This is a genomic window from Photorhabdus hainanensis, from assembly GCF_018448965.1.
In the GTDB taxonomy this organism is placed as follows: domain Bacteria; phylum Pseudomonadota; class Gammaproteobacteria; order Enterobacterales; family Enterobacteriaceae; genus Photorhabdus; species Photorhabdus akhurstii.
Genome location: NZ_RCWD01000002.1, coordinates 22,535 through 42,305 on the forward strand (window position 1 = coordinate 22,535; position 19,771 = coordinate 42,305).

General features: G+C 45.1%; 16 protein-coding genes and 2 tRNA genes. 3 read left to right on the forward strand and 15 right to left on the reverse strand.

Annotation, left to right across the window (positions count from 1 at the left end):
- Position 1 precedes the first annotated feature (1 nt).
- The 3 genes from EAE92_RS01675 to EAE92_RS01685 all read left to right on the forward strand — a co-directional run bounded on the left by EAE92_RS01675 (position 2) and on the right by EAE92_RS01685 (position 4,390).
- Entirely contained in the window at positions 2-1,699 is a 1,698-nt protein-coding gene (locus tag EAE92_RS01675; protein ID WP_214066828.1) for a sensor histidine kinase, read from the forward strand.
- A 2-nt stretch (positions 1,700-1,701) separates the two neighbouring features.
- Complete coding sequence (gene btsR / locus EAE92_RS01680) at positions 1,702-2,418, forward strand: two-component system response regulator BtsR (protein WP_214066829.1); 717 nt, start codon at positions 1,702-1,704, stop codon at positions 2,416-2,418.
- A 169-nt stretch (positions 2,419-2,587) separates the two neighbouring features.
- A complete protein-coding gene (locus tag EAE92_RS01685) occupies positions 2,588-4,390 on the forward strand; it encodes a carbon starvation CstA family protein (RefSeq protein ID WP_214066830.1) in 1,803 nt (600 codons plus the stop codon).
- A 140-nt stretch (positions 4,391-4,530) separates the two neighbouring features.
- On the opposite strand, the gene EAE92_RS01690 is transcribed toward EAE92_RS01685, so the two are convergent.
- The 15 genes from EAE92_RS01690 to folP form a co-directional block, all read right to left on the reverse strand.
- A complete protein-coding gene (locus tag EAE92_RS01690) occupies positions 4,531-6,432 on the reverse strand; it encodes a DEAD/DEAH family ATP-dependent RNA helicase (protein WP_214066831.1) in 1,902 nt (633 codons plus the stop codon).
- The gene (gene yrbN / locus EAE92_RS25350; protein ID WP_105394837.1) at positions 6,422-6,502 is read right to left on the reverse strand and encodes a protein YrbN; all 81 of its coding nucleotides are present in this window, start codon (positions 6,500-6,502) and stop codon (positions 6,422-6,424) included. Before yrbN ends, EAE92_RS01690 begins: the two co-directional genes overlap by 11 nt.
- Positions 6,503-6,603: 101 nt before the next feature.
- Complete coding sequence (gene nlpI / locus EAE92_RS01700; protein ID WP_036776503.1) at positions 6,604-7,488, reverse strand: lipoprotein NlpI; 885 nt, start codon at positions 7,486-7,488, stop codon at positions 6,604-6,606.
- A 125-nt stretch (positions 7,489-7,613) separates the two neighbouring features.
- The gene (gene pnp / locus EAE92_RS01705; RefSeq protein WP_214066832.1) at positions 7,614-9,743 is read right to left on the reverse strand and encodes a polyribonucleotide nucleotidyltransferase; all 2,130 of its coding nucleotides are present in this window, start codon (positions 9,741-9,743) and stop codon (positions 7,614-7,616) included.
- Positions 9,744-9,990: 247 nt separating this feature from the next.
- Positions 9,991-10,260: a 30S ribosomal protein S15 gene (rpsO, locus tag EAE92_RS01710; protein ID WP_015836102.1), complete on the reverse strand. Its 270-nt coding sequence runs from the start codon at positions 10,258-10,260 to the stop codon at positions 9,991-9,993.
- Between the two features lie 122 nt (positions 10,261-10,382).
- Positions 10,383-11,330 carry a tRNA pseudouridine(55) synthase TruB gene (gene truB, locus EAE92_RS01715; RefSeq protein WP_214066833.1) on the reverse strand — a complete coding sequence of 316 codons (948 nt, stop codon included), beginning with the start codon at positions 11,328-11,330 and terminating at the stop codon, positions 10,383-10,385.
- The gene (rbfA, locus tag EAE92_RS01720; RefSeq protein ID WP_036776512.1) at positions 11,330-11,740 is read right to left on the reverse strand and encodes a 30S ribosome-binding factor RbfA; all 411 of its coding nucleotides are present in this window, start codon (positions 11,738-11,740) and stop codon (positions 11,330-11,332) included. The genes truB and rbfA overlap by 1 nt, the downstream gene beginning before the upstream one ends.
- A 65-nt stretch (positions 11,741-11,805) precedes the next feature.
- Positions 11,806-14,520, reverse strand: coding sequence for a translation initiation factor IF-2 (gene infB / locus EAE92_RS01725; protein ID WP_214066834.1), 2,715 nt, complete (start codon positions 14,518-14,520; stop codon positions 11,806-11,808).
- A 24-nt stretch (positions 14,521-14,544) separates the two neighbouring features.
- Entirely contained in the window at positions 14,545-16,053 is a 1,509-nt protein-coding gene (gene nusA / locus EAE92_RS01730; protein ID WP_011148606.1) for a transcription termination factor NusA, read from the reverse strand.
- Between the two features lie 21 nt (positions 16,054-16,074).
- Positions 16,075-16,527 (reverse strand): ribosome maturation factor RimP, encoded by a 453-nt coding sequence (rimP, locus tag EAE92_RS01735; protein WP_214066835.1) that lies wholly within the window; start codon positions 16,525-16,527, stop codon positions 16,075-16,077.
- A 211-nt stretch (positions 16,528-16,738) separates the two neighbouring features.
- A tRNA-Met gene (locus EAE92_RS01740) sits at positions 16,739-16,815 on the reverse strand.
- A gap of 58 nt (positions 16,816-16,873) precedes the next feature.
- A tRNA-Leu gene (locus EAE92_RS01745) sits at positions 16,874-16,962 on the reverse strand.
- Between the two features lie 56 nt (positions 16,963-17,018).
- Complete coding sequence (gene secG, locus EAE92_RS01750) at positions 17,019-17,357, reverse strand: preprotein translocase subunit SecG (protein ID WP_036776521.1); 339 nt, start codon at positions 17,355-17,357, stop codon at positions 17,019-17,021.
- Between the two features lie 176 nt (positions 17,358-17,533).
- Entirely contained in the window at positions 17,534-18,871 is a 1,338-nt protein-coding gene (gene glmM / locus EAE92_RS01755; RefSeq protein WP_214066836.1) for a phosphoglucosamine mutase, read from the reverse strand.
- Complete coding sequence (gene folP, locus EAE92_RS01760) at positions 18,868-19,713, reverse strand: dihydropteroate synthase (protein ID WP_214066837.1); 846 nt, start codon at positions 19,711-19,713, stop codon at positions 18,868-18,870. The genes glmM and folP overlap by 4 nt, the downstream gene beginning before the upstream one ends.
- Positions 19,714-19,771 lie beyond the last annotated feature (58 nt).

Consider the following 19,771-nt stretch of genomic DNA (forward strand, 5'->3'; position numbering starts at 1 on the left):
TATGTACGAATTTAATCTTGTGTTGTTATTATTACAACAGATGTGTGTTTATTTGGTTATCGCCTGGCTACTAAGTAAAACACCACTATTTATTCCACTGTTGCAAGTTACTGTACGTTTACCTCATAAGCTGCTGTGTTATGTCACTTTTTCCATTTTCTGTATTTTGGGAACCTATTTTGGTCTGCATGTAGGTGATTCCATTGCCAATACCCGTGCTATTGGCGCAGTCCTTGGCGGGCTTCTGGGTGGGCCAAATGTCGGCGCAATGGTAGGATTAACCGGTGGACTGCACCGCTACTCCCTTGGTGGGATAACCGCTTTCAGTTGCATGATATCGACCATTATTGAAGGTTTAATCGGTGGCATTATTCACAGCTATCTGACGAAACGTGGTCAGATAAACCGACTGATTAATCCCTGGACAGCCGCTGTCGTCACGTTTTGTGCTGAAGTAATACAAATGGGCGTTTTACTGCTGATCGCTCGTCCATATAGTGAAGCATTAGCGTTGGTCAAAAATATCGCCATCCCCATGATCGTCACCAATAGTATCGGTTCAGCAATGTTTATACGTATCCTACTTGACCGGCGCGCGATATTTGAAAAATACACTAGCGCATTTTCTGCTCAAGCACTGAAAATCGCTGTTTATACGGAAGGTATTCTGCGAAAAGGATTTAATGAAAATAACAGTATGAAGGTAGCAAAAGTTATTTATCAGCAACTGGAAATAGGCGCAGTGGCTATTACAGATAGAGAAAAACTTCTGGCGTTTATTGGTATCGGTTCAGATCATCACCTCCCTGGAACACCTATTGCTTCAGAACAATCCCGTCGAGCAATTGAAAATAATGAAGTGGTTTATGCCGATGGCAATGAAATACCTTACCGTTGTTCAATCAATCCAACTTGCAAACTCGGTTCAACTCTGGTTATTCCGCTACAGGGAGAAAATCAGCAAGTTATCGGCGCAATCAAACTTTATGAAGCTAAAAATCGTCTGTTCAGTTCAATTAACCGTCCTCTAGGGGAAGGTATTGCCAGTTTGTTATCCGCCCAAATCCTCGCAGGACAATATGAACGTAACAAACAATCACTGCTACAATCCGAAATTAAGCTGCTTCATGCGCAAGTGAATCCTCACTTTTTATTTAATACCTTAAATACCTTGCAAGCCGTGATCCGACGGGACAGTTATCAAGCGGGTCAATTAGTACAATATCTCTCAACCTTTTTCCGTAAAAACTTGAAACGGTCAGAAGAGGTTGTCACGCTGTCTGATGAAATAGAGCATGTGAATGCTTACTTACAAATTGAGAAGGCGCGTTTCCGTGAGCATCTGCAAATAAGCATTGAACTGCCGGAATCTCTGCTTCACGCCAAATTACCGGCTTTTTCTCTTCAGCCAATAGTAGAAAATGCGATCAAACACGGCACGTCACAGTTATTAGAAACCGGTAGGGTTACTATTCGTGCTCATCAGCAGAATCAATTGCTGATACTGGAAGTGGAAGATAATGCCGGTCTTTATAAATCGGTCTCTATGGGGGATGGACTAGGAATGAGTCTGGTAGATAAACGGCTACGACTTCGCTATGGTGAAAATTATGGCGTGCAAATAGATTGCCAACCAGAAAAATTTACCCGCGTAATTTTACACTTGCCACTCATTAAAGAGGCTAATAAAACTGTGTGAATATGAATATATTAATTGTTGATGACGAACCGCTTGCACGAGAAAACCTACGTTGTTTGCTAGAAGAGGAGCATGATATCCAAATTATTGGCGAATGCGCCAATGCCGTTGAAGCCATTGGAGCCATATATCATCTAAAACCCGATGTTGTATTTTTGGATATCCAAATGCCACGTATCACCGGATTAGAAATGGTTGGTATGCTCGATCCAGAACATCGTCCCTATATTGTTTTTCTGACCGCATTTGATGAATATGCAATACAAGCGTTTGAGGAGCACGCATTTGACTATTTATTAAAACCTCTGGAAAAAAGCCGTCTAACTAAAACTTTACAACGATTACGGCAAGGGCATCAGAAACAGGATATTTCCATCCTTAAAGTAGAAGAACCGCTGAAATATATCCCATGCACCGGCCACAGCCGAATCTGGCTTGTACAACTGGATGAAATCCTTTATGTTACCTCCCGTCCAAGCGGAGTGTATGTTATGTGTACCAACGGGCAGGAAGGATTTACTGAACTAACACTTCGTACATTAGAAACTCGCACTCCATTGATGAGAAATCATCGTCAATATCTGGTCAATATGACCCATCTGCGCGAAATCCTATTTAGTGATCACGGACAGGCCGAACTGATTCTACGCAATGGTAAAACCATTCCCGTCAGCCGCCGTTATTTAAAGCCATTGAAAGAGGCGCTAGGATTGAAGTAATCGTGATATTCATCACATTTTAGCAGGTTAGTCAGTTCTTACTCACCGCTCACCTGCTGAATCTGACCACTTAACCCGCCATACAACCACTCACTCAGACGCTCCCTTATAGCTTCCTTTACCTATGACAAGATACGAGTAAAAATTTATAACTCTCAGGAGAAGAGAAATGCAACACGCTCTCACATTTGTCATTGCAACGTTGTGTATTCTAGTTATCTGCTACCGCTTATACGGCGTATTCTTCGTTAAAAAGGTACTGAAAGCAGATGACAGCGAAGTTACACCTTCCCATTTACTGGAAGACGGTAAAGATTATGTACCCACAAAAAAATGGGTCAATTTTGGTAGCCACTTCGCAGCAATCGCAGCCGCAGGACCGCTGGTTGGCCCTGTGTTAGCAGCCCAATACGGTTATCTGCCAAGTATGTTATGGCTGTTAATCGGCTGTGTTATCGGCGGCGCCGTGCATGATACGGTTGTTTTATTCGCTTCAATGAAACATAGCGGTAAATCTCTGTCAGAAGTTGCTAAAACAGAGCTTGGCCCAATTGCTGGTTGGTGCACCGGCCTTGCGATGCTGTTCATCATTACGATTACTATGGCAGGTCTATCCCTAGTGGTCGTTCATGCGCTAGAGCGTAACCCTTGGGGAACATTTGCAGTATTTATGACCATTCCGGTCGCAATCGGCGTCGGTCTGTGGGAGCGCTTCACTGGTAACATGCGCGGAGCAACTTGGGTAGGTATTATCACCATCATGGCTTGTGTGATTGTCGGCCCTTACATTCAAGCATCCGCCTTCGGTGAATGGCTGAGTCTACGTACATCGACTGTTAGCTTGGCACTGCCAATCTATGCGTTTTTTGCAACCGCTCTGCCAGTATGGATGCTATTGACTCCCCGTGGTTATCTTTCCAGCTTTATGAAAATCGGTGTATTCGGCGCGTTAGTTGTGGGAGTCATCTTTATTAACCCGGAGATCCAATTCCCGGCAGTCACTGAATTTATTCATGGCAATGGCCCTGTACTGGCGGGTCCGGTGTGGCCGTTTATCTCTATCACCATTGCGTGTGGCGCTATTTCTGGTTTTCATGCATTTATCGGCTCTGGCACAACACCAAAACAGATCGATAAGTGGAGTGATATTCTGCCAGTTGGTTTCGGCGCCATGCTGGCAGAATGTGTCGTTGGCGTCATGGCGTTGATCGCTGCCACTTCTCTCTATCCGGCTGACTATTTCGCGATTAACTCCTCCCCAGAGGTCTTTGCTACACTGGGTATGGATGTTATCCATCTACCACAATTGAGTCAGGAAATTGGTCTGGATCTGTATGGCCGTACCGGTGGAGCCGTCACATTGGCGGTTGGTATGGCAGATATCTTCACCCGCGTCCCTTGGTTCAACCAGCTAACATCCTACTTCTTCCAGTTCGTCGTCATGTTCGAAGCCGTATTTATCCTGACAGCGGTTGATTCCGGTACACGTGTTGCCCGTTACCTGCTGCAAGATTTCCTAGGCGATATTTGGGCGCCCCTGAAACGTATTAACTGGTTACCAGGTTCCATTGGTTGCAGTATCATTGCCTGTTTACTATGGGGCTATCTGCTGAATTCCGGCGATATCAATTCAGTCTGGGCGCTATTCGGGGTATCCAATCAACTGATGGCCTCCATCGGCCTGATGATTGGTGCGACAATCATCCTTCGTCTGTCTGAAAAACGCTGGTATATGCTGACTTGCCTGATACCACTGGCTTACCTGTATGTTACTGTGAACTACGCTGCTTACTGGATGGTGAAGAATGTTTACTTCAACTCCGCAGCAAAAGGTTTCAACATCTTCAACGGAACGATCTCCATTGTGATGGTTATCCTCGGCGTTGTGATTACGGTCTCTTCCATTATGCAATGGCTGAAACTGTGGCGCGCCCGCAGTGCAGGTAATTCAGTTGAAATACTAACTAACTGATCTCTTTCTGCATATCAAAAAGCTGCCTTTTGTATAAAGGGCAGCTTTTTTATTATAAAAAACATTAAATAAATTAACCAATAACAAAAACGGCTCCTATAAAAAGAGCCGCTTTATTATTTAAATATCAATTCAGATGATTACTGTGCGTTACTATTGTTATGACGACGGCGTGGAGCAGATGAACCATGATCATCACCACGACCACGGAAATTGCTACGGCTTTGGCCTTCACCACGACCTTCTCCACCACGGCGTTCACCATTGAAACGACGACCACCACCATTAAAGCTCTCACGATCACGGCGAGGAGCGCTACTATTACCGTTACGCCCACCACCGCGACGTTCACGGCGCTCAAATGGCTGTGCATCACCCAGTAACTGCATATTCATTGGTTTGTTCAGAATGCGGGTACGGGTAAAGTGGGACAATAAATCACCTGGCATACCTTTTGGCAATTCAATTGTGGAATGCGTTGCAAACAATTTGATATTGCCAATATAACGGCTGCTGATATCACCTTCGTTAGCAATCGCACCAACGATATGACGAACTTCAACACCATCATCACGGCCCACTTCAATACGGTACAACTCCATTTCACCGACATCACGGCGCTCACGACGAGGGCGATCACCGCGTTCGCTACGATCATCAAAGCCATTACGACGACGATCATCACGTTCATTGAGTTCACGGCGAGGACGACGCACCGGATCTGGAGGCAGAATCAATGGACGCTCACCTTGCGCCATTTTCAATAATGCCGCGGCCAGCGTTTCTATATCCAGATCTTCCGCAGGTTGCAATTTAGACAATAGAGTACGGTACTGATCCAGATCGCTGCTCTCCAATTGCTGCTGTACATTAGCAGCAAATTTTTCCAGACGACGCTGGCTCAACAACTCAGCATTTGGCAGTTCAACTTCCGGGATAGTCAGCTTCATTGTACGCTCAACGTTACGTAACAAGCGACGTTCACGGTTTTCAACAAACAACAACGCGCGGCCTGCACGACCTGCACGACCAGTACGGCCAATACGGTGAACATAAGATTCCGCATCCATTGGAATGTCATAGTTAACAACCAGACTGATGCGCTCAACATCCAGGCCACGCGCTGCAACATCAGTTGCAATCAAAATATCCAAACGGCCATCTTTCAGACGTTCCAATGTCTGCTCACGCAGTGCTTGGTTCATATCACCGTTTAGCGCCGCACTGTTGTAGCCATTACGCTCCAGTGCTTCTGCCACTTCCAACGTTGCGTTTTTGGTGCGCACAAAAATAATCGCGGCATCAAAATCCTCTGCTTCAAGGAAACGCACCAAAGCTTCATTTTTACGCATACCGTAAACAGACCAATAGCTCTGGCTGATGTCAGGACGAGTCGTTACACTCGCTTGGATACGCACTTCTTGCGGATCGTTCATAAAACGACGAGTAATGCGACGGATAGCTTCTGGCATAGTTGCAGAGAACAGCGCAGTCTGATGCTCTGCGGGGATCTGGCTCATGATGTTTTCAACATCTTCGATAAAGCCCATACGCAGCATTTCGTCTGCTTCATCCAAAACTAAGCCGCTCAGGTTAGATAGATCCAACGTACCACGCTTCAGATGATCCAAAAGACGCCCAGGAGTACCCACAACAATTTGTGGTCCCTGACGCAAAGCGCGTAACTGAACGTCATAACGTTGCCCGCCATACAGCGCAACAACATTCACGTTACGCATATGTTTAGAAAAATCTGCGCACGCTTCGGCTACCTGTACCGCCAGTTCACGGGTCGGCGCCAACACAAGGATTTGCGGAGCTTTCAACTCAGCATTGATGTTATGCAGTAAAGGCAGACTGAATGCCGCAGTTTTACCACTCCCCGTCTGCGCCATACCTAGTACGTCGCGACCATTTAATAAATGGGGAATACATTGTTGCTGAATTGGAGATGGCTTTTCATAGCCAAGATCTTCCAGTGCAGAAAGGATAGGTGCTGATAAACCCAGATCAGCAAAAGAGATTTCAGTCTCAGTGGTCATGTAATGGTGCCTCGTTAGTTATGGCGGCCAGTCTACATAACGCATCGAAAAAAATTTCGGTCATTTTCATTTAAAATGTGAACTGGCTCAAAGTATTTAATTAAACGAACAAATAAGCCCTCATCGGTCAAGATGATGGACTTTGTTAATCGATCTCGAAATGTTCGTCAGCTATTGCTGGTCCGATTCTGATAGGTCATCTTGTTCCTGGCCTAACAGCGCCAATTCCAACAATGCATAGCGGTGCTCAACAAAGTTATGTGCGTTGTTAGCTACCGTCAGCTTGAATAACGCAGATGCGCTATCCTTGTCCCCCAGACTTAGGTAATGTTTACCTAAATAGAAGTCAGTTTCACTGAGATGCTCAGCGAGCGAAGTGTTATCCGTTGCATTCTCTTTCAAGCGGTTCATCAATGTATATTCACTAATTTTGCCTAAATAGAATTCAACTATATTCCAGCCCCATTGCCCCCGGTTCGCTTTTTCGTAGTGCTGCGACAAGTTCAACATCGCCCCTTTAGGATAAAATTCTTTTTCCACCAGGTACAACCACAGCGAACGGAAAGGATCATTTGGATCGTCTTGATAAAACGCCTGCAGATCATCCTGCGCTAACTTATACCGACCACCGTAATACAACGCGATGCCACGGTTAAGACGCGCGTAATTGTAAGTTGGATCAAGCTCTAATACAGAATCAAACGCTTCATAGGCGGCATCAAAATTGCCAGCCTGTGTGAAGTAAATCCCCAGATAATTAAAAATCTCTGGAATATTAGGCCGAATAGATAAGGCAACAGAAAAATCATTCCGTGCCAAAGCTCTCAGCCCGAGACTATCATACAGCACACCTCTCTCATATAAAAGCTGTGCGTACTCATCTTCTGTCAATGACCGACTCGCAAGAATCTGTTCCATGCGAGCCAGAATGACTTCTTGTTGCAATGAAGGTTGTAACGGAATAGCAAAAACTTCGTTTTTACGCCAATCCTTGCTGCTGCATCCTGCCAAGAGAAGTATTGCTACAGCATAACACCAGCGCAGAAAAAGATTCATTTCCTACTCCCGAAAGTCAGACATTAATTAAGAATGCCCTATCACCCATATTGCATTTATTGGGCCTCCTGCCCTGAGTCTATAAACGGCGCTTTTTTACAAGACGCCGGTTTATAACATCAAATTTATTCTGCTGATTGTGGTGCTACTGGTGTATCCTCGACAATTACCCCGGCTGTCGCTTCTTTAATGCTCAGGCGAACACGCCCCTGACGATCAATTTCTAGAACTTTAACTGAAACTTCCTGGCCAACCTGCAAATAATCAGCCACTTTCTCAACTCGCTTATCCGCAATCTGAGAAATATGTACCAGACCTTCTTTACCACCACCGATAGCAACAAATGCGCCAAAATCAACGATGCGAGTTACTTTACCAGTGTAAACGCGAGCAACTTCGATCTCAGCGGTGATTTCTTCAATACGACTGATGGCATGTTTTGCTTTTTCACCATCAGTTGCAGCAATTTTCACTGTGCCATCATCTTCGATCTCAATGGTAGTACCGGTTTCTTCTGTCAGTGCACGGATAACTGAACCACCTTTACCGATAACATCTTTGATCTTATCAGGATTGATCTTAATAGTGTGAATGCGTGGTGCAAATTCAGAAATTTCATTACGTGGGCTATTAATTGCCTGTTCCATTACACTCAGGATATGCAAACGCGCACCTTTTGCCTGATTCAGAGCAATTTGCATAATTTCACGGGTAATGCCTTCAATTTTGATGTCCATTTGCAGTGCGCTGATACCTTCACAGCTACCTGCAACTTTAAAGTCCATGTCTCCCAAATGATCTTCATCACCCAAGATGTCAGACAGAACAACAAAATTATCGTCTTCTTTCACTAATCCCATTGCAATACCAGCAACAGCAGCTTTAATCGGCACACCTGCGTCCATCAACGCAAGAGATGCGCCACAAACAGACGCCATTGAAGATGAGCCGTTTGATTCCGTGATTTCAGAAACTACACGGACGGTATATGGGAATTCATGAGCTTTTGGCATGACTGCCGCCACACCACGTTTAGCCAGACGACCATGACCAATTTCACGACGTTTTGGCGAACCCATCATACCTGTTTCACCAACAGAATATGGTGGGAAATTGTAGTGCAATAGGAAACGATCTGTGCGTTCTCCCATCAACTCGTCAATGATCTGTGCATCACGTTCCGTACCCAAAGTCGCAGTAACTAAAGCCTGAGTTTCACCACGGGTAAACAACGCAGAGCCATGCGTACGAGGCAGAACTCCAGTACGTACGTCCAATGCACGAACCATATCTTTTTCACGGCCATCAATACGTGGCTCGCCACACAAAACACGACTACGGACAACTTTTTTCTCTAAGCTACCCAGAATCTCATGGATTTCGGCTTCCTCTAAAGCTTCATCCTGTTCCAACAGCGCAGCCGTCACTTCCTCTTTGATAGCATCAACCTGAGCATAACGCTCCTGTTTCTCAGTGATACGGTAAGCATCACCCAAACGGCTTTCTGCCAATTCAGCTACACGGTCATGCAACGCTTGATTAACAGGTTCCGGCGCCCAATCCCATTTTTCTTTACCTGCTTCCGCAGCCAATGCATTAATGTTATCAATAACCACCTGTTGTTGATCATGGCCGAATACTACCGCACCTAACATTTGCTCTTCAGTTAGAATGTCGGCTTCAGATTCAACCATCAAAACAGCACCAGCAGTACCTGAAACCACCAGATCCAAACGGCTGTTTTTCAGCTCATCACTGGTTGGGTTAAGCACATACTGATCATTAATATAACCAACGCGAGCCGCGCCAATTGGACCATTGAACGGAATACCAGATAGTGCCAGCACAGCAGAAGCGCCGATCATTGCAACAATATCTGGGTTAACTTGCGGGTTAACAGAAACAACTGTCGCTACAATCTGTACCTCGTTCAGGAAACCTTCCGGGAACAGAGGACGCAAAGGACGATCAATTAAACGAGCGACTAATGTTTCGCCTTCACCAGGACGACCTTCACGACGAAAGAAACTGCCTGGAATACGACCAGCAGCATAAGTACGCTCCTGATAGTTAACAGTCAGTGGAAAGAAATCCTGACCTTCTTTTACTTTTTTCTGACCAACAACGGTGACAAATACAGCCGTGTCATCCATATTGACCATGACAGCAGCAGTAGCCTGACGAGCCATCATACCTGTTTCGATAGTAACGGTATGTTGACCATATTGAAATTTACGAACAATCGGATTAAGCAAAATAATATCCTTTCGTTAACATTGTCTTTTATATTCAGCAGACAACAATGAATAATCTCTTCATGCCACATCCTCGCGACTAACGACAGGTCTTACTCCCTTAAGCACTCTCATTAGCCGCGCGAACCTCTGTAACTGAAGAGCCTTAACAAAAACCATCACCAACATTTTTCGTGCTGTTGCCTAATGATGGCTTCTCAGAAGAAAAGGGGCCATATATGGCCCCTTTCCACTGAAACTTGCTTGATTAGCGACGCAGGCCAAGACGCCCAATCAGCGCAGTGTAACTTGTTACATTTTTACGCTTCAGATAGTCCAGCAGTTTACGACGCTGAGAAACCATGCGCAGCAGACCACGACGGCTGTGGTGATCTTTTTTATGCTCTGAAAAGTGGCCTTGCAAGTGGTTAATCTGTGCAGTTAACAAAGCAATCTGTACTTCACTAGAACCACTGTCATTCGCATCACGACCAAATTCAGCAATAATTTGCGCTTTTGCTTCAGTACTTAGAGACATATTACAACTCCAAAAATATATAAACTAAAATTACAGGCGCCGATCTCTAATTCAGCTACCCAACATATAACTGCGCCATTCTACGCTGCAAATAAGTTAAGCGCAAGATAGCCCCAAATACCCTAATCCCGGCTTTCAACAACTAAACGGCGGGGAGCAACAAGCCCATCGTCATTGATAACAGCAATGCCAATGAATTTCCGTTCATCACCTTCAGTTACACGTACCATACTTTCAACCGGAGCCGAGGATTTGGCACTGCGCACCGCCTGTCCTTGTTTAAAATAAGCCGCAACTACTTGAATCAAATTAACCTCTGGGAAATGCGTAATCGCACTATCCATTGGTAATAGTAATGAATCAATTAATTCACCCACAGGTATTTCCTGATCTTTGGCCTGCTTTTGCAATTCATATAATTGCTCAAGTGTTACCATACGATCATTTGGATAATTCGCTACCTGTAAACGCCTTAAATAAATAACATGAGCACCACAGCCTAATAATTCACCTAAGTCATCAATAATAGTGCGAATATAAGTTCCTTTCGAACAGTGTATTTCCAATTCCAGTTCATCATCTTCCCAACGGATAAACTGTAATTCATAGACTGTAATTGGTCGTGCTTCGCGTTCTACTTCAATACCCTGACGAGCATACTCATACAACGGTTTTCCCTGATGTTTCAGTGCAGAATACATGGAAGGAATTTGCATGGTATCCCCACGGAATTTATCCAAATCTGCATCAAGTTGAGCCTGATTTAGCAGGATTGCCCTTTCACTGATGATTTGCCCATGTGAATCAGATGTGTCAGTTCGCTGACCAAGACGAGCTATCACTCGATAACGTTTGTCAGAATCAAGTAAGAACTGGGAAAACTTCGTGGCTTCACCAAGGCAAACCGGTAGCATACCCGTTGCCAGTGGATCCAACGCGCCAGTGTGACCCGCTTTGCTGGCGTTGAAAATACGTTTTACTTTTTGTAACGCATCATTAGAAGAAATATCCTGCGGCTTATCCAGTAACAACACACCATGTATATCACGACCGCGACGACGACGCCCCATTACTTCTCCTCTTTGTGATCCGCAGAAGCCCGGCGCTGTTCGTCATTCTTCACAACATTAGTAACCAGATTGGACATTCTCATCCCTTCTACCAAGGAATTATCATAGGAGAAAGTCAGTTCTGGTACGACACGCAAACGCATTGCTTTACCCAGCAGAGAACGAATAAAACCAGAAGCTTCATTCAATGCCTTAATACCATTCTTTACCACTTCGGAATCATGTTCTTCAGTCAACACATTCAGAAAGGTGACGAATACTTTGGCATAAGCCAAATCACGGGAAACTTCAACACCAGAAACAGTCGCCATACCGATTCGGGGATCTTTCACTTCTCGCTGTAAAATGATGGCAATCTCTTTTTGCATTTCCTGTGCAACACGCTGAGTACGACTGAATTCTCTTGCCATTGTTATATCTCCTGACATTTGGGGGGCAAAAGCCCCCCAATAATGAAATTAACCAGTGGTAGGAATTAAGCGATAGATCGTTTAACTTCAATAACTTCAAATACTTCGATCATGTCACCAACACGAACATCGTTGTAGTTCTTAACACCGATACCACATTCCATACCATTACGGACTTCGTTAACGTCATCTTTAAAGCGGCGAAGGGATTCCAGTTCACCTTCGTAAATCACTACGTTATCACGCAACACACGAATTGGATTATTACGTTTAATAGTACCTTCGGTCACCATACAACCAGCAATCGCGCCAAATTTCGGTGACTTAAATACATCACGAACTTCTGCTAGTCCCATGATCTGCTGTTTATATTCAGGCGCCAGCATACCACTCATTGCCTGTTTAACTTCATCAATCAGGCTATAAATAACAGAGTAATAACGCAGATCCAAGCTTTCATTTTCAACAACCCGGCGTGCGGAAGCATCGGCACGAACATTGAAGCCCAGAATAATTGCATTAGAAGCAGCAGCCAGTGTTGCATCAGTCTCAGTAATACCACCTACGCCAGAGCCAATGATTTTCACTTTCACTTCATTGGTAGACAATTGTTCCAATGCCTCGCGGATCGCTTCACACGATCCCTGAACGTCAGATTTCAGAACGATATTCAATTCAGAAACTTCACCTTCTTCCATGTTAGCGAACATGTTTTCCAGTTTAGATTTCTGCTGGCGAGCCAGTTTGACCTCACGGAATTTACCCTGACGATACAGAGCAACCTCACGAGCTTTCTTCTCGTCACGTACAACAGTTGCTTCATCACCAGCCGCAGGTACGTTGGACAGGCCAAGGATTTCCACTGGAATAGATGGACCCGCGGAGAACACTTCACGACCTAGCTCGTCACGCATTGCACGAACTCGTCCATATTCAAAGCCGCAAAGTACGATATCACCTTTGTTCAAAGTACCTTCTTGAACCAGTACTGTTGCGACCGGACCACGGCCTTTGTCCAAGAATGATTCGATTACAACGCCGCTTGCCATACCAGAATGGACTGCTTTTAGTTCAAGAACTTCAGCTTGAAGTAAGATTGCATCCAGCAATTCATCGATACCAATACCAGCTTTAGCAGATACATTGATAAACTGAGTTTCACCACCCCACTCTTCAGGCTGAACACCATGCTGAGAAAGCTCATTCTTCACACGATCTGGATCAGCTTCTGGTTTGTCGATCTTGTTAACCGCAACAACCACAGGCACATTCGCTGCTTTTGCATGCTGAATAGCTTCGATAGTCTGAGGCATCACACCATCATCGGCAGCAACAACCAAGACCACGATGTCGGTAGCTTTTGCACCACGTGCACGCATTGAAGTAAATGCAGCATGCCCTGGGGTATCCAAGAAAGTAATCATGCCACTTTCAGTTTCAACATGGTAAGCACCAATATGCTGGGTAATACCACCCGCCTCACCAGAAGCGACTTTTGTAGAACGAATGTAATCCAGCAGAGAAGTTTTACCGTGGTCAACATGCCCCATGATCGTCACAACCGGCGCACGAGATTCAGCAACAGCTTCACCAGTATCCCGATCGCTCATCAGCGCCTCTTCCAGCTCGTTCTCACGACGCAGGATAACCTTATGACCCATTTCTTCAGCAACTAGCTGTGCAGTTTCCTGATCGATCACCTGGTTGATGGTTGCCATTGCACCCATTTTCATCATGGCTTTGATGACCTGAGAACCTTTGACAGCCATTTTATTAGCCAATTCAGCAACAGTAATGGTTTCACCGATCACAACATCACGGTTAACAGCCGCTACAGGCTTATTAAAACTTTGTTGCAATGTACTGGTTTTACGTTGCTTGCCTTTTGTACGGCCAACTGCGCGGGCTTCTTCACGATCTGCTTTAGATTCAGAATGTTTATTATTTTTCTTCTGGCGAGTAGCCTTACCGCTACGACCACGAGCACGACGATCACCTTCAACTTTCGCATCGTTTTCGTCTTCTGCCGCGCGGGCATGACGGGAGGTAGTGACATGATAATCGTCGTTATCAATGGAATCTGAATCACTTGACCACTTGTCCTGATTCTCTTCAGCCATACGACGAGCTTCCTCAGCAACGCGTCTAGCCTCTTCTTCTACCTTACGACGCATCTCTTCTTCTGCTTTACGTTTAAGATCAGCAGCTTCTGCTTCACGACGTGCTTTTTCACTCTGGGCTGGTTTTTGTTTCTGTTCGGTATGTTGATTGGTCACTTTTTCATTTTCCGCTGCCTGACGCTTAGCTTTTTCAGCTGCTTCACGTTTGGCTTTTTCTTCTGCCTCACGTTTAGCCTCCTGATCTTCAGCGAATTTCTTCGCTGCTGCTTCGGCTTCGCGTTGCGCTTTTTCTTCTGCTTCGCGCCGTGCTTGCTCTTCCGCTTCACGCTTCGCCTGTTCTTCCGCTTTAGCCTGTTCAATTGCATCACGGTTCACATATGTACGCTTTTTGCGGACCTCAACGGCTACCGGTTTGCTTTTACCATCGGTGCCTGAAACATTCAGCGTACTACGTGTCTTACGCTGCAATGTTAATTTATCGGGTTTACCAGCCGAACCGCCTTGTTCGCGGTTCAAATGTGCCAGTAAAGCTTCTTTTTCTTTCTGGGAGACAAAATCAGTTTCGGTTTTTTTAATCCCTGCATCAGCAAATTGCTGTACCAGGCGATCAACCGAAGTCTGGATCTCTTCTGCCAGTGATTTTACGGTTACATCTGTCATGCTGTTCCTTCCTGCTACGGTTTATTACGCATCATCGCCAAACCAACAGATATTTCGGGCTGCCATGATGAGCTCGCCTGTTTTCTCATCATTCAAACCTTCAATATCAGATAGGTCGTCGATACCCTGCTCGGCAAGATCTTCCAGCGTACAGATGCCACGGGCAGCTAGGTCAAATGCCAGAGTACGATTCATACCAGTCAGATTTAACAACTCTTCAGTTGGTTGTTTATCACTGAGACTCTCTTTCTGAGCCAGTTCCAGAGTAGTTAAAGCAGCTTTCGCACGTTCACGCAGGACTTCGATAGTTTCTTCATCAAGGCCTTCAATTTCCAGGAGTTCCTTAATTGGTACATAGGCCAATTCTTCCAGAGTTGAGAACCCTTCTTCGACTAGAACAGTAGCGAATTCTTCATCAATATCGAGATGCTTAGTGAATGTATCAATAGAAGCATGAGCTTCTGCCTGATGTTTTGCTTGTAGCTCTTCAGCAGTCATGACATTTAATTCCCATTTGTCATCACCACGGTGCTTTTTCAACAATTGCGCAGCGAGGCGCACATTTTGACCATTACGGCCGATAGCCTGCGCTAAATTGTTGCTTTCAACGGCAACATCCATCGTGCACTTGTCTTCGTCGACAACAATGGATGCGACATCAGCCGGAGCCATAGCATTAATGACAAACTGAGCAGGATTATCATCCCACAGTACGATATCGATTCGTTCGCCTCCCAGTTCACTGGAAACGGCCTGTACTCGCGCGCCACGCATGCCAACGCAAGCACCAACCGGATCTATACGCTTGTCATTTGTTTTTACTGCAATCTTGGCGCGAGATCCCGGATCACGGGCAGCAGCTTTAATTTCAATCAGCTCCTCACCAATTTCCGGAACCTCAATACGGAACAGTTCAACCAGCATTTCCGGACGGGAACGGCTGACAAACAGTTGCGCACCTCGTGCTTCAGGGCGAACATCATACAATACACCACGCACACGGTCACCTGGACGGAAATTTTCCCTTGGTAACATATCTTCGCGAAGAATAACTGCTTCAGCATTATTGCCCAAATCAAGGGTGATATTCTCACGATTGACTTTCTTAACCACACTGGTGATGATCTCGCCTTGCTGTTCGCGGAACTGGTCAACAACCATAGCGCGTTCAGCCTCACGTACTTTTTGTACAATAACCTGTTTAGCGGTCTGTGTTGTAATACGATCAAAAGTCACTGATTCAATTTGATCTTCGGTATAGCTACCCAAATCGATTTCAGGCTCTTCAAACCTAGCCGCTTCCAACGTAATTTCACGAGTCGGCTGAGTCACTTCTTCAACAACTAACCAACGACGAAAGGTGTCAAAATCGCCAGATTTACGGTCAATGCTGACACGAACATCAATATCTTGTTCATATTTTTTCTTGGTGGCTGTGGCCAATGCTGTTTCCAGCGCCTCGAAGATCTTTTCGCGTGGAAGGGATTTTTCGTTGGAAACCGCTTCCACAACAGCCAGAATTTCTTTATTCATCCTAGTTGCCTCATCCGAACTTTAAAAGTGGGGTACCAGGTTCGCTTTCTGGATGTTGCTCAGTGCGAACACTTCATCTTTTCCATCCACCGTAACCGTGATCATTTCGCCGTCGACAGTTTTGATAACGCCCAGCCATTTCCGACGGTTTTGCATTGCTATACGTAAGACCAGACTAACTTCCTCACCAATAAAACGCTGATAATGTTCAGCCGTGAACAATGGACGCTCTAATCCAGGTGAAGAAACTTCCAGGTTATAAAGCACTGAGATAGGATCTTCGACATCCAATACCGCACTGACCTGGTGGCTAACATCAGCACAATCATCAACAGTGATGCCATTCTCACTATCAATATAAATCCGCAGTGTAGAAACACGTGCACGAATAAACTCTAAGCCGACTAACTCAAAGCCTAAAGCTTCAACTGGTGCTGAAATCATCGCTGTTAATTTTTGCTCTAACGTGGACAAGCCCACCCCCAAGACATAAAAAAAGGGCTAATTAGCCCAGTAGTTCTGTTGTCAAATAACAAAAAACCCCGAAATTCGGGGCTTTATGCAACTGGACCCTATTTGCTGCCAGTGGCTTCAACCACTCACTTCATGCCCTTTTAAATCAGAATCAATATTTCAAATATTGCTGAATTATTTCGTTCAAAAAGGTGCATCTTAATTTAAGAAGTGGTTGCGGGAGCCGGATTTGAACCGACGACCTTCGGGTTATGAGCCCGACGAGCTACCATGCTGCTCCATCCCGCGTTCGAAAACGTGGCAAATATTACGCCGATAACTGCGAAAACGCAAGCTATCCGAATAATGGTACCGAGGACGGGACTTGAACCCGTAAGCCCTAGTGTGGGCACTACCACCTCAAGGTAGCGTGTCTACCAATTTCACCACCTCGGCACTACATGAGGCCATCGCTGATTAAACAGCCCCATTTTAATTCTTTCTTGTGATGATTACTGCGGAATGTCACTATTTGGTGCTGCTGGCGCCGCCGGAATCTCCGTTGATTTCTCGACTTTAGCAGGCTCGCCAATGTTTTCCCACTTACTGCTCGTACCGGTCTGATTACTGGCCAGATTACCAAGTACTAAACTAATAATGAAAAACAGAGTAGCGAAAATCGCAGTCATACGGGTCATAAAGTTACCAGAACCCGATGAACCAAACAGCGTCGCAGAGGCACCCGCCCCAAAGGAAGCACCCATATCAGCACCTTTACCTTGCTGTAGCATAACCAAGCCAACTAGCCCGATAGCAACCAGCAAGAAAACAACTAAAAGAGCGTCATACATATGTCGTACCTATGTCCTCGTGGGGTTTACCACAATCTATGTGGCTACCTTATACTGCATCACCCACTCAAACAGGCTAATCGCCTGACCGAGTGGGTCTGAATACTAACCAAACCACATCTGATACGCAAGGTTAATTTCAATAATCAGAATCACTTGAGGAAAAAAACAACAAATTAATCCGCGTGTTTCACTGCATCAGCAATACGATGAGCCAAGGCCGTGACTTGTACATTATCTTCACCCTCTACCATGACACGAATCAATGGCTCAGTACCAGATTTACGTAACAATACCCGTCCACGACCATTTAATTCAGCTTCAACAGATTTAGTAATATTAATTACATTTTCCGATTTAAGTGGATCGTGTGAACCGGAGAAACGAACATTTACCAGCACCTGTGGCAAAAGTTTCATACCACTACACAGATCGTGCAAACTCATATGGTTACGTACCATAGCACTCAGAACCTGAAGGCCAGCAACAATGCCGTCACCCGTAGTTGTTTTATCCAACAAGATAACATGACCAGAATTTTCAGCACCTAAACGCCAGCCTTCTTGCTGCAATTTTTCCAGCACATAACGGTCACCCACTTTAGTACGCAGGAACGGGATGCCAAGCTGCTTCAATGCCAACTCCAATCCCATATTACTCATCAGCGTACCAACAACGCCACCACGCAGTTGCCCTTGTCTCAATGCTTCACGGGCAATGATATAAAGGATCTGGTCGCCATCAACTTTCTGTCCCAAATGATCAACCATAATAACGCGATCGCCATCGCCATCGAATGCCAGACCAACATCAGCCTTCTCTTCTACAACTCGTTGCTGCAATAAACGAACATCAGTAGCACCACATTTTTCATTAATATTGATACCGTTCGGCTCACAGCCAATCGTCACAACATCAGCCCCCAGTTCTCTGAGTACGTTTGGGGCAATGTGGTAAGTCGCACCGTTGGCGCAATCAAGTACAATTTTCAATCCATTAAGACTTTGCTCACTTGGAAATGTACCTTTGCAGAATTCAATATAACGACCCGCAGCATCTACAATACGATTTGCACGTCCCAACTCTGCGGACTCCACACAAGTCAGCGGCTTTTCCATTTCAGCTTCAATTGCCTCTTCCACATCATCCGGCAGTTTCGTACCGTCAATAGAGAAGAATTTAATACCATTATCATAATAAGGATTATGAGAAGCAGAGATGACAATTCCAGCTTCAGCACGGAAGGTACGAGTCAAATAAGCAACAGCAGGTGTTGGCATGGGACCAGTGAACGAAGCCGACAAACCAGCCGCAGCTAAACCTGCTTCTAAAGAAGATTCCAGCATATAGCCAGAAATACGGGTATCCTTACCGATAATGATCTTACGAGAACCGTGACGAGCCAGTACCTTACCCGCAGCCCAACCAAGCTTTAACACAAAATCTGGCGTAATTGGGCTATTGCCCACTTTGCCACGAATACCATCAGTACCAAAGTATTTGCGGTTACTCATAATTTCTTTTCTTCCTTTGCTGAAAGTGTTGCTTCGACAATTTGCATTGCCTGCACGGTTTCTTTGACATCATGCACCCGGATAATTTGCGCTCCTTGCATAGCAGCGATAACAGCGCAAGCCACACTACCGACAACTCTTTCTTGTGGCGGTACATGAAGCAACTGACCTATCATAGATTTACGTGACATTCCTGCTAGCACAGGTAAACCAAATTGATGAAATTGGTTTAAATGTGCCAGTAACTGATAATTATGCGTCAAGTTCTTACCAAAACCGAAGCCTGGATCAAGAACAAGTTTATCTTTTGCTATCCCTGCCATCACACAACGTTCAATTTGCTCAGTAAAAAATTGTTTCACTTCACTTAACAAATTTTCATAATGTGGCGCATCCTGCATTGTCCGTGGCTGGCCCTTCATATGCATCAAACAAACGGGTAAACCAGATTTAACCACGCTTTCCAAAGCACCAGGCTCTTGCAATGCACGAATATCATTAATCAAATGGGCGCCAGCCTTTGCTGACTCACTCATCACCAATGCTTTCGAGGTATCAACAGAAATCCAAATATTAAATCGTTGAGCTAAAGCTTCAACAACCGGAACAACACGCTCTACTTCTTCCTGTTCACTGACTTCATCAGCTCCCGGGCGGGTAGATTCCCCACCGATATCAATGATCGCAGCTCCTTCATTAATCATCTTTTCAGCATGTCGTAAAGCCATATCCAGAGTGTTATGAGCACCACCATCAGAAAATGAATCTGGAGTCACATTCAAAATACCCATTATTTGTGGGCGAGAAAGGTTGAGAACATTATCTCTGGCTCTGAGTTTCATGTTTGGACTACCTTCAATGTCAAAACCCCAGGACTTACCTGGGGTTTCATAAATATAT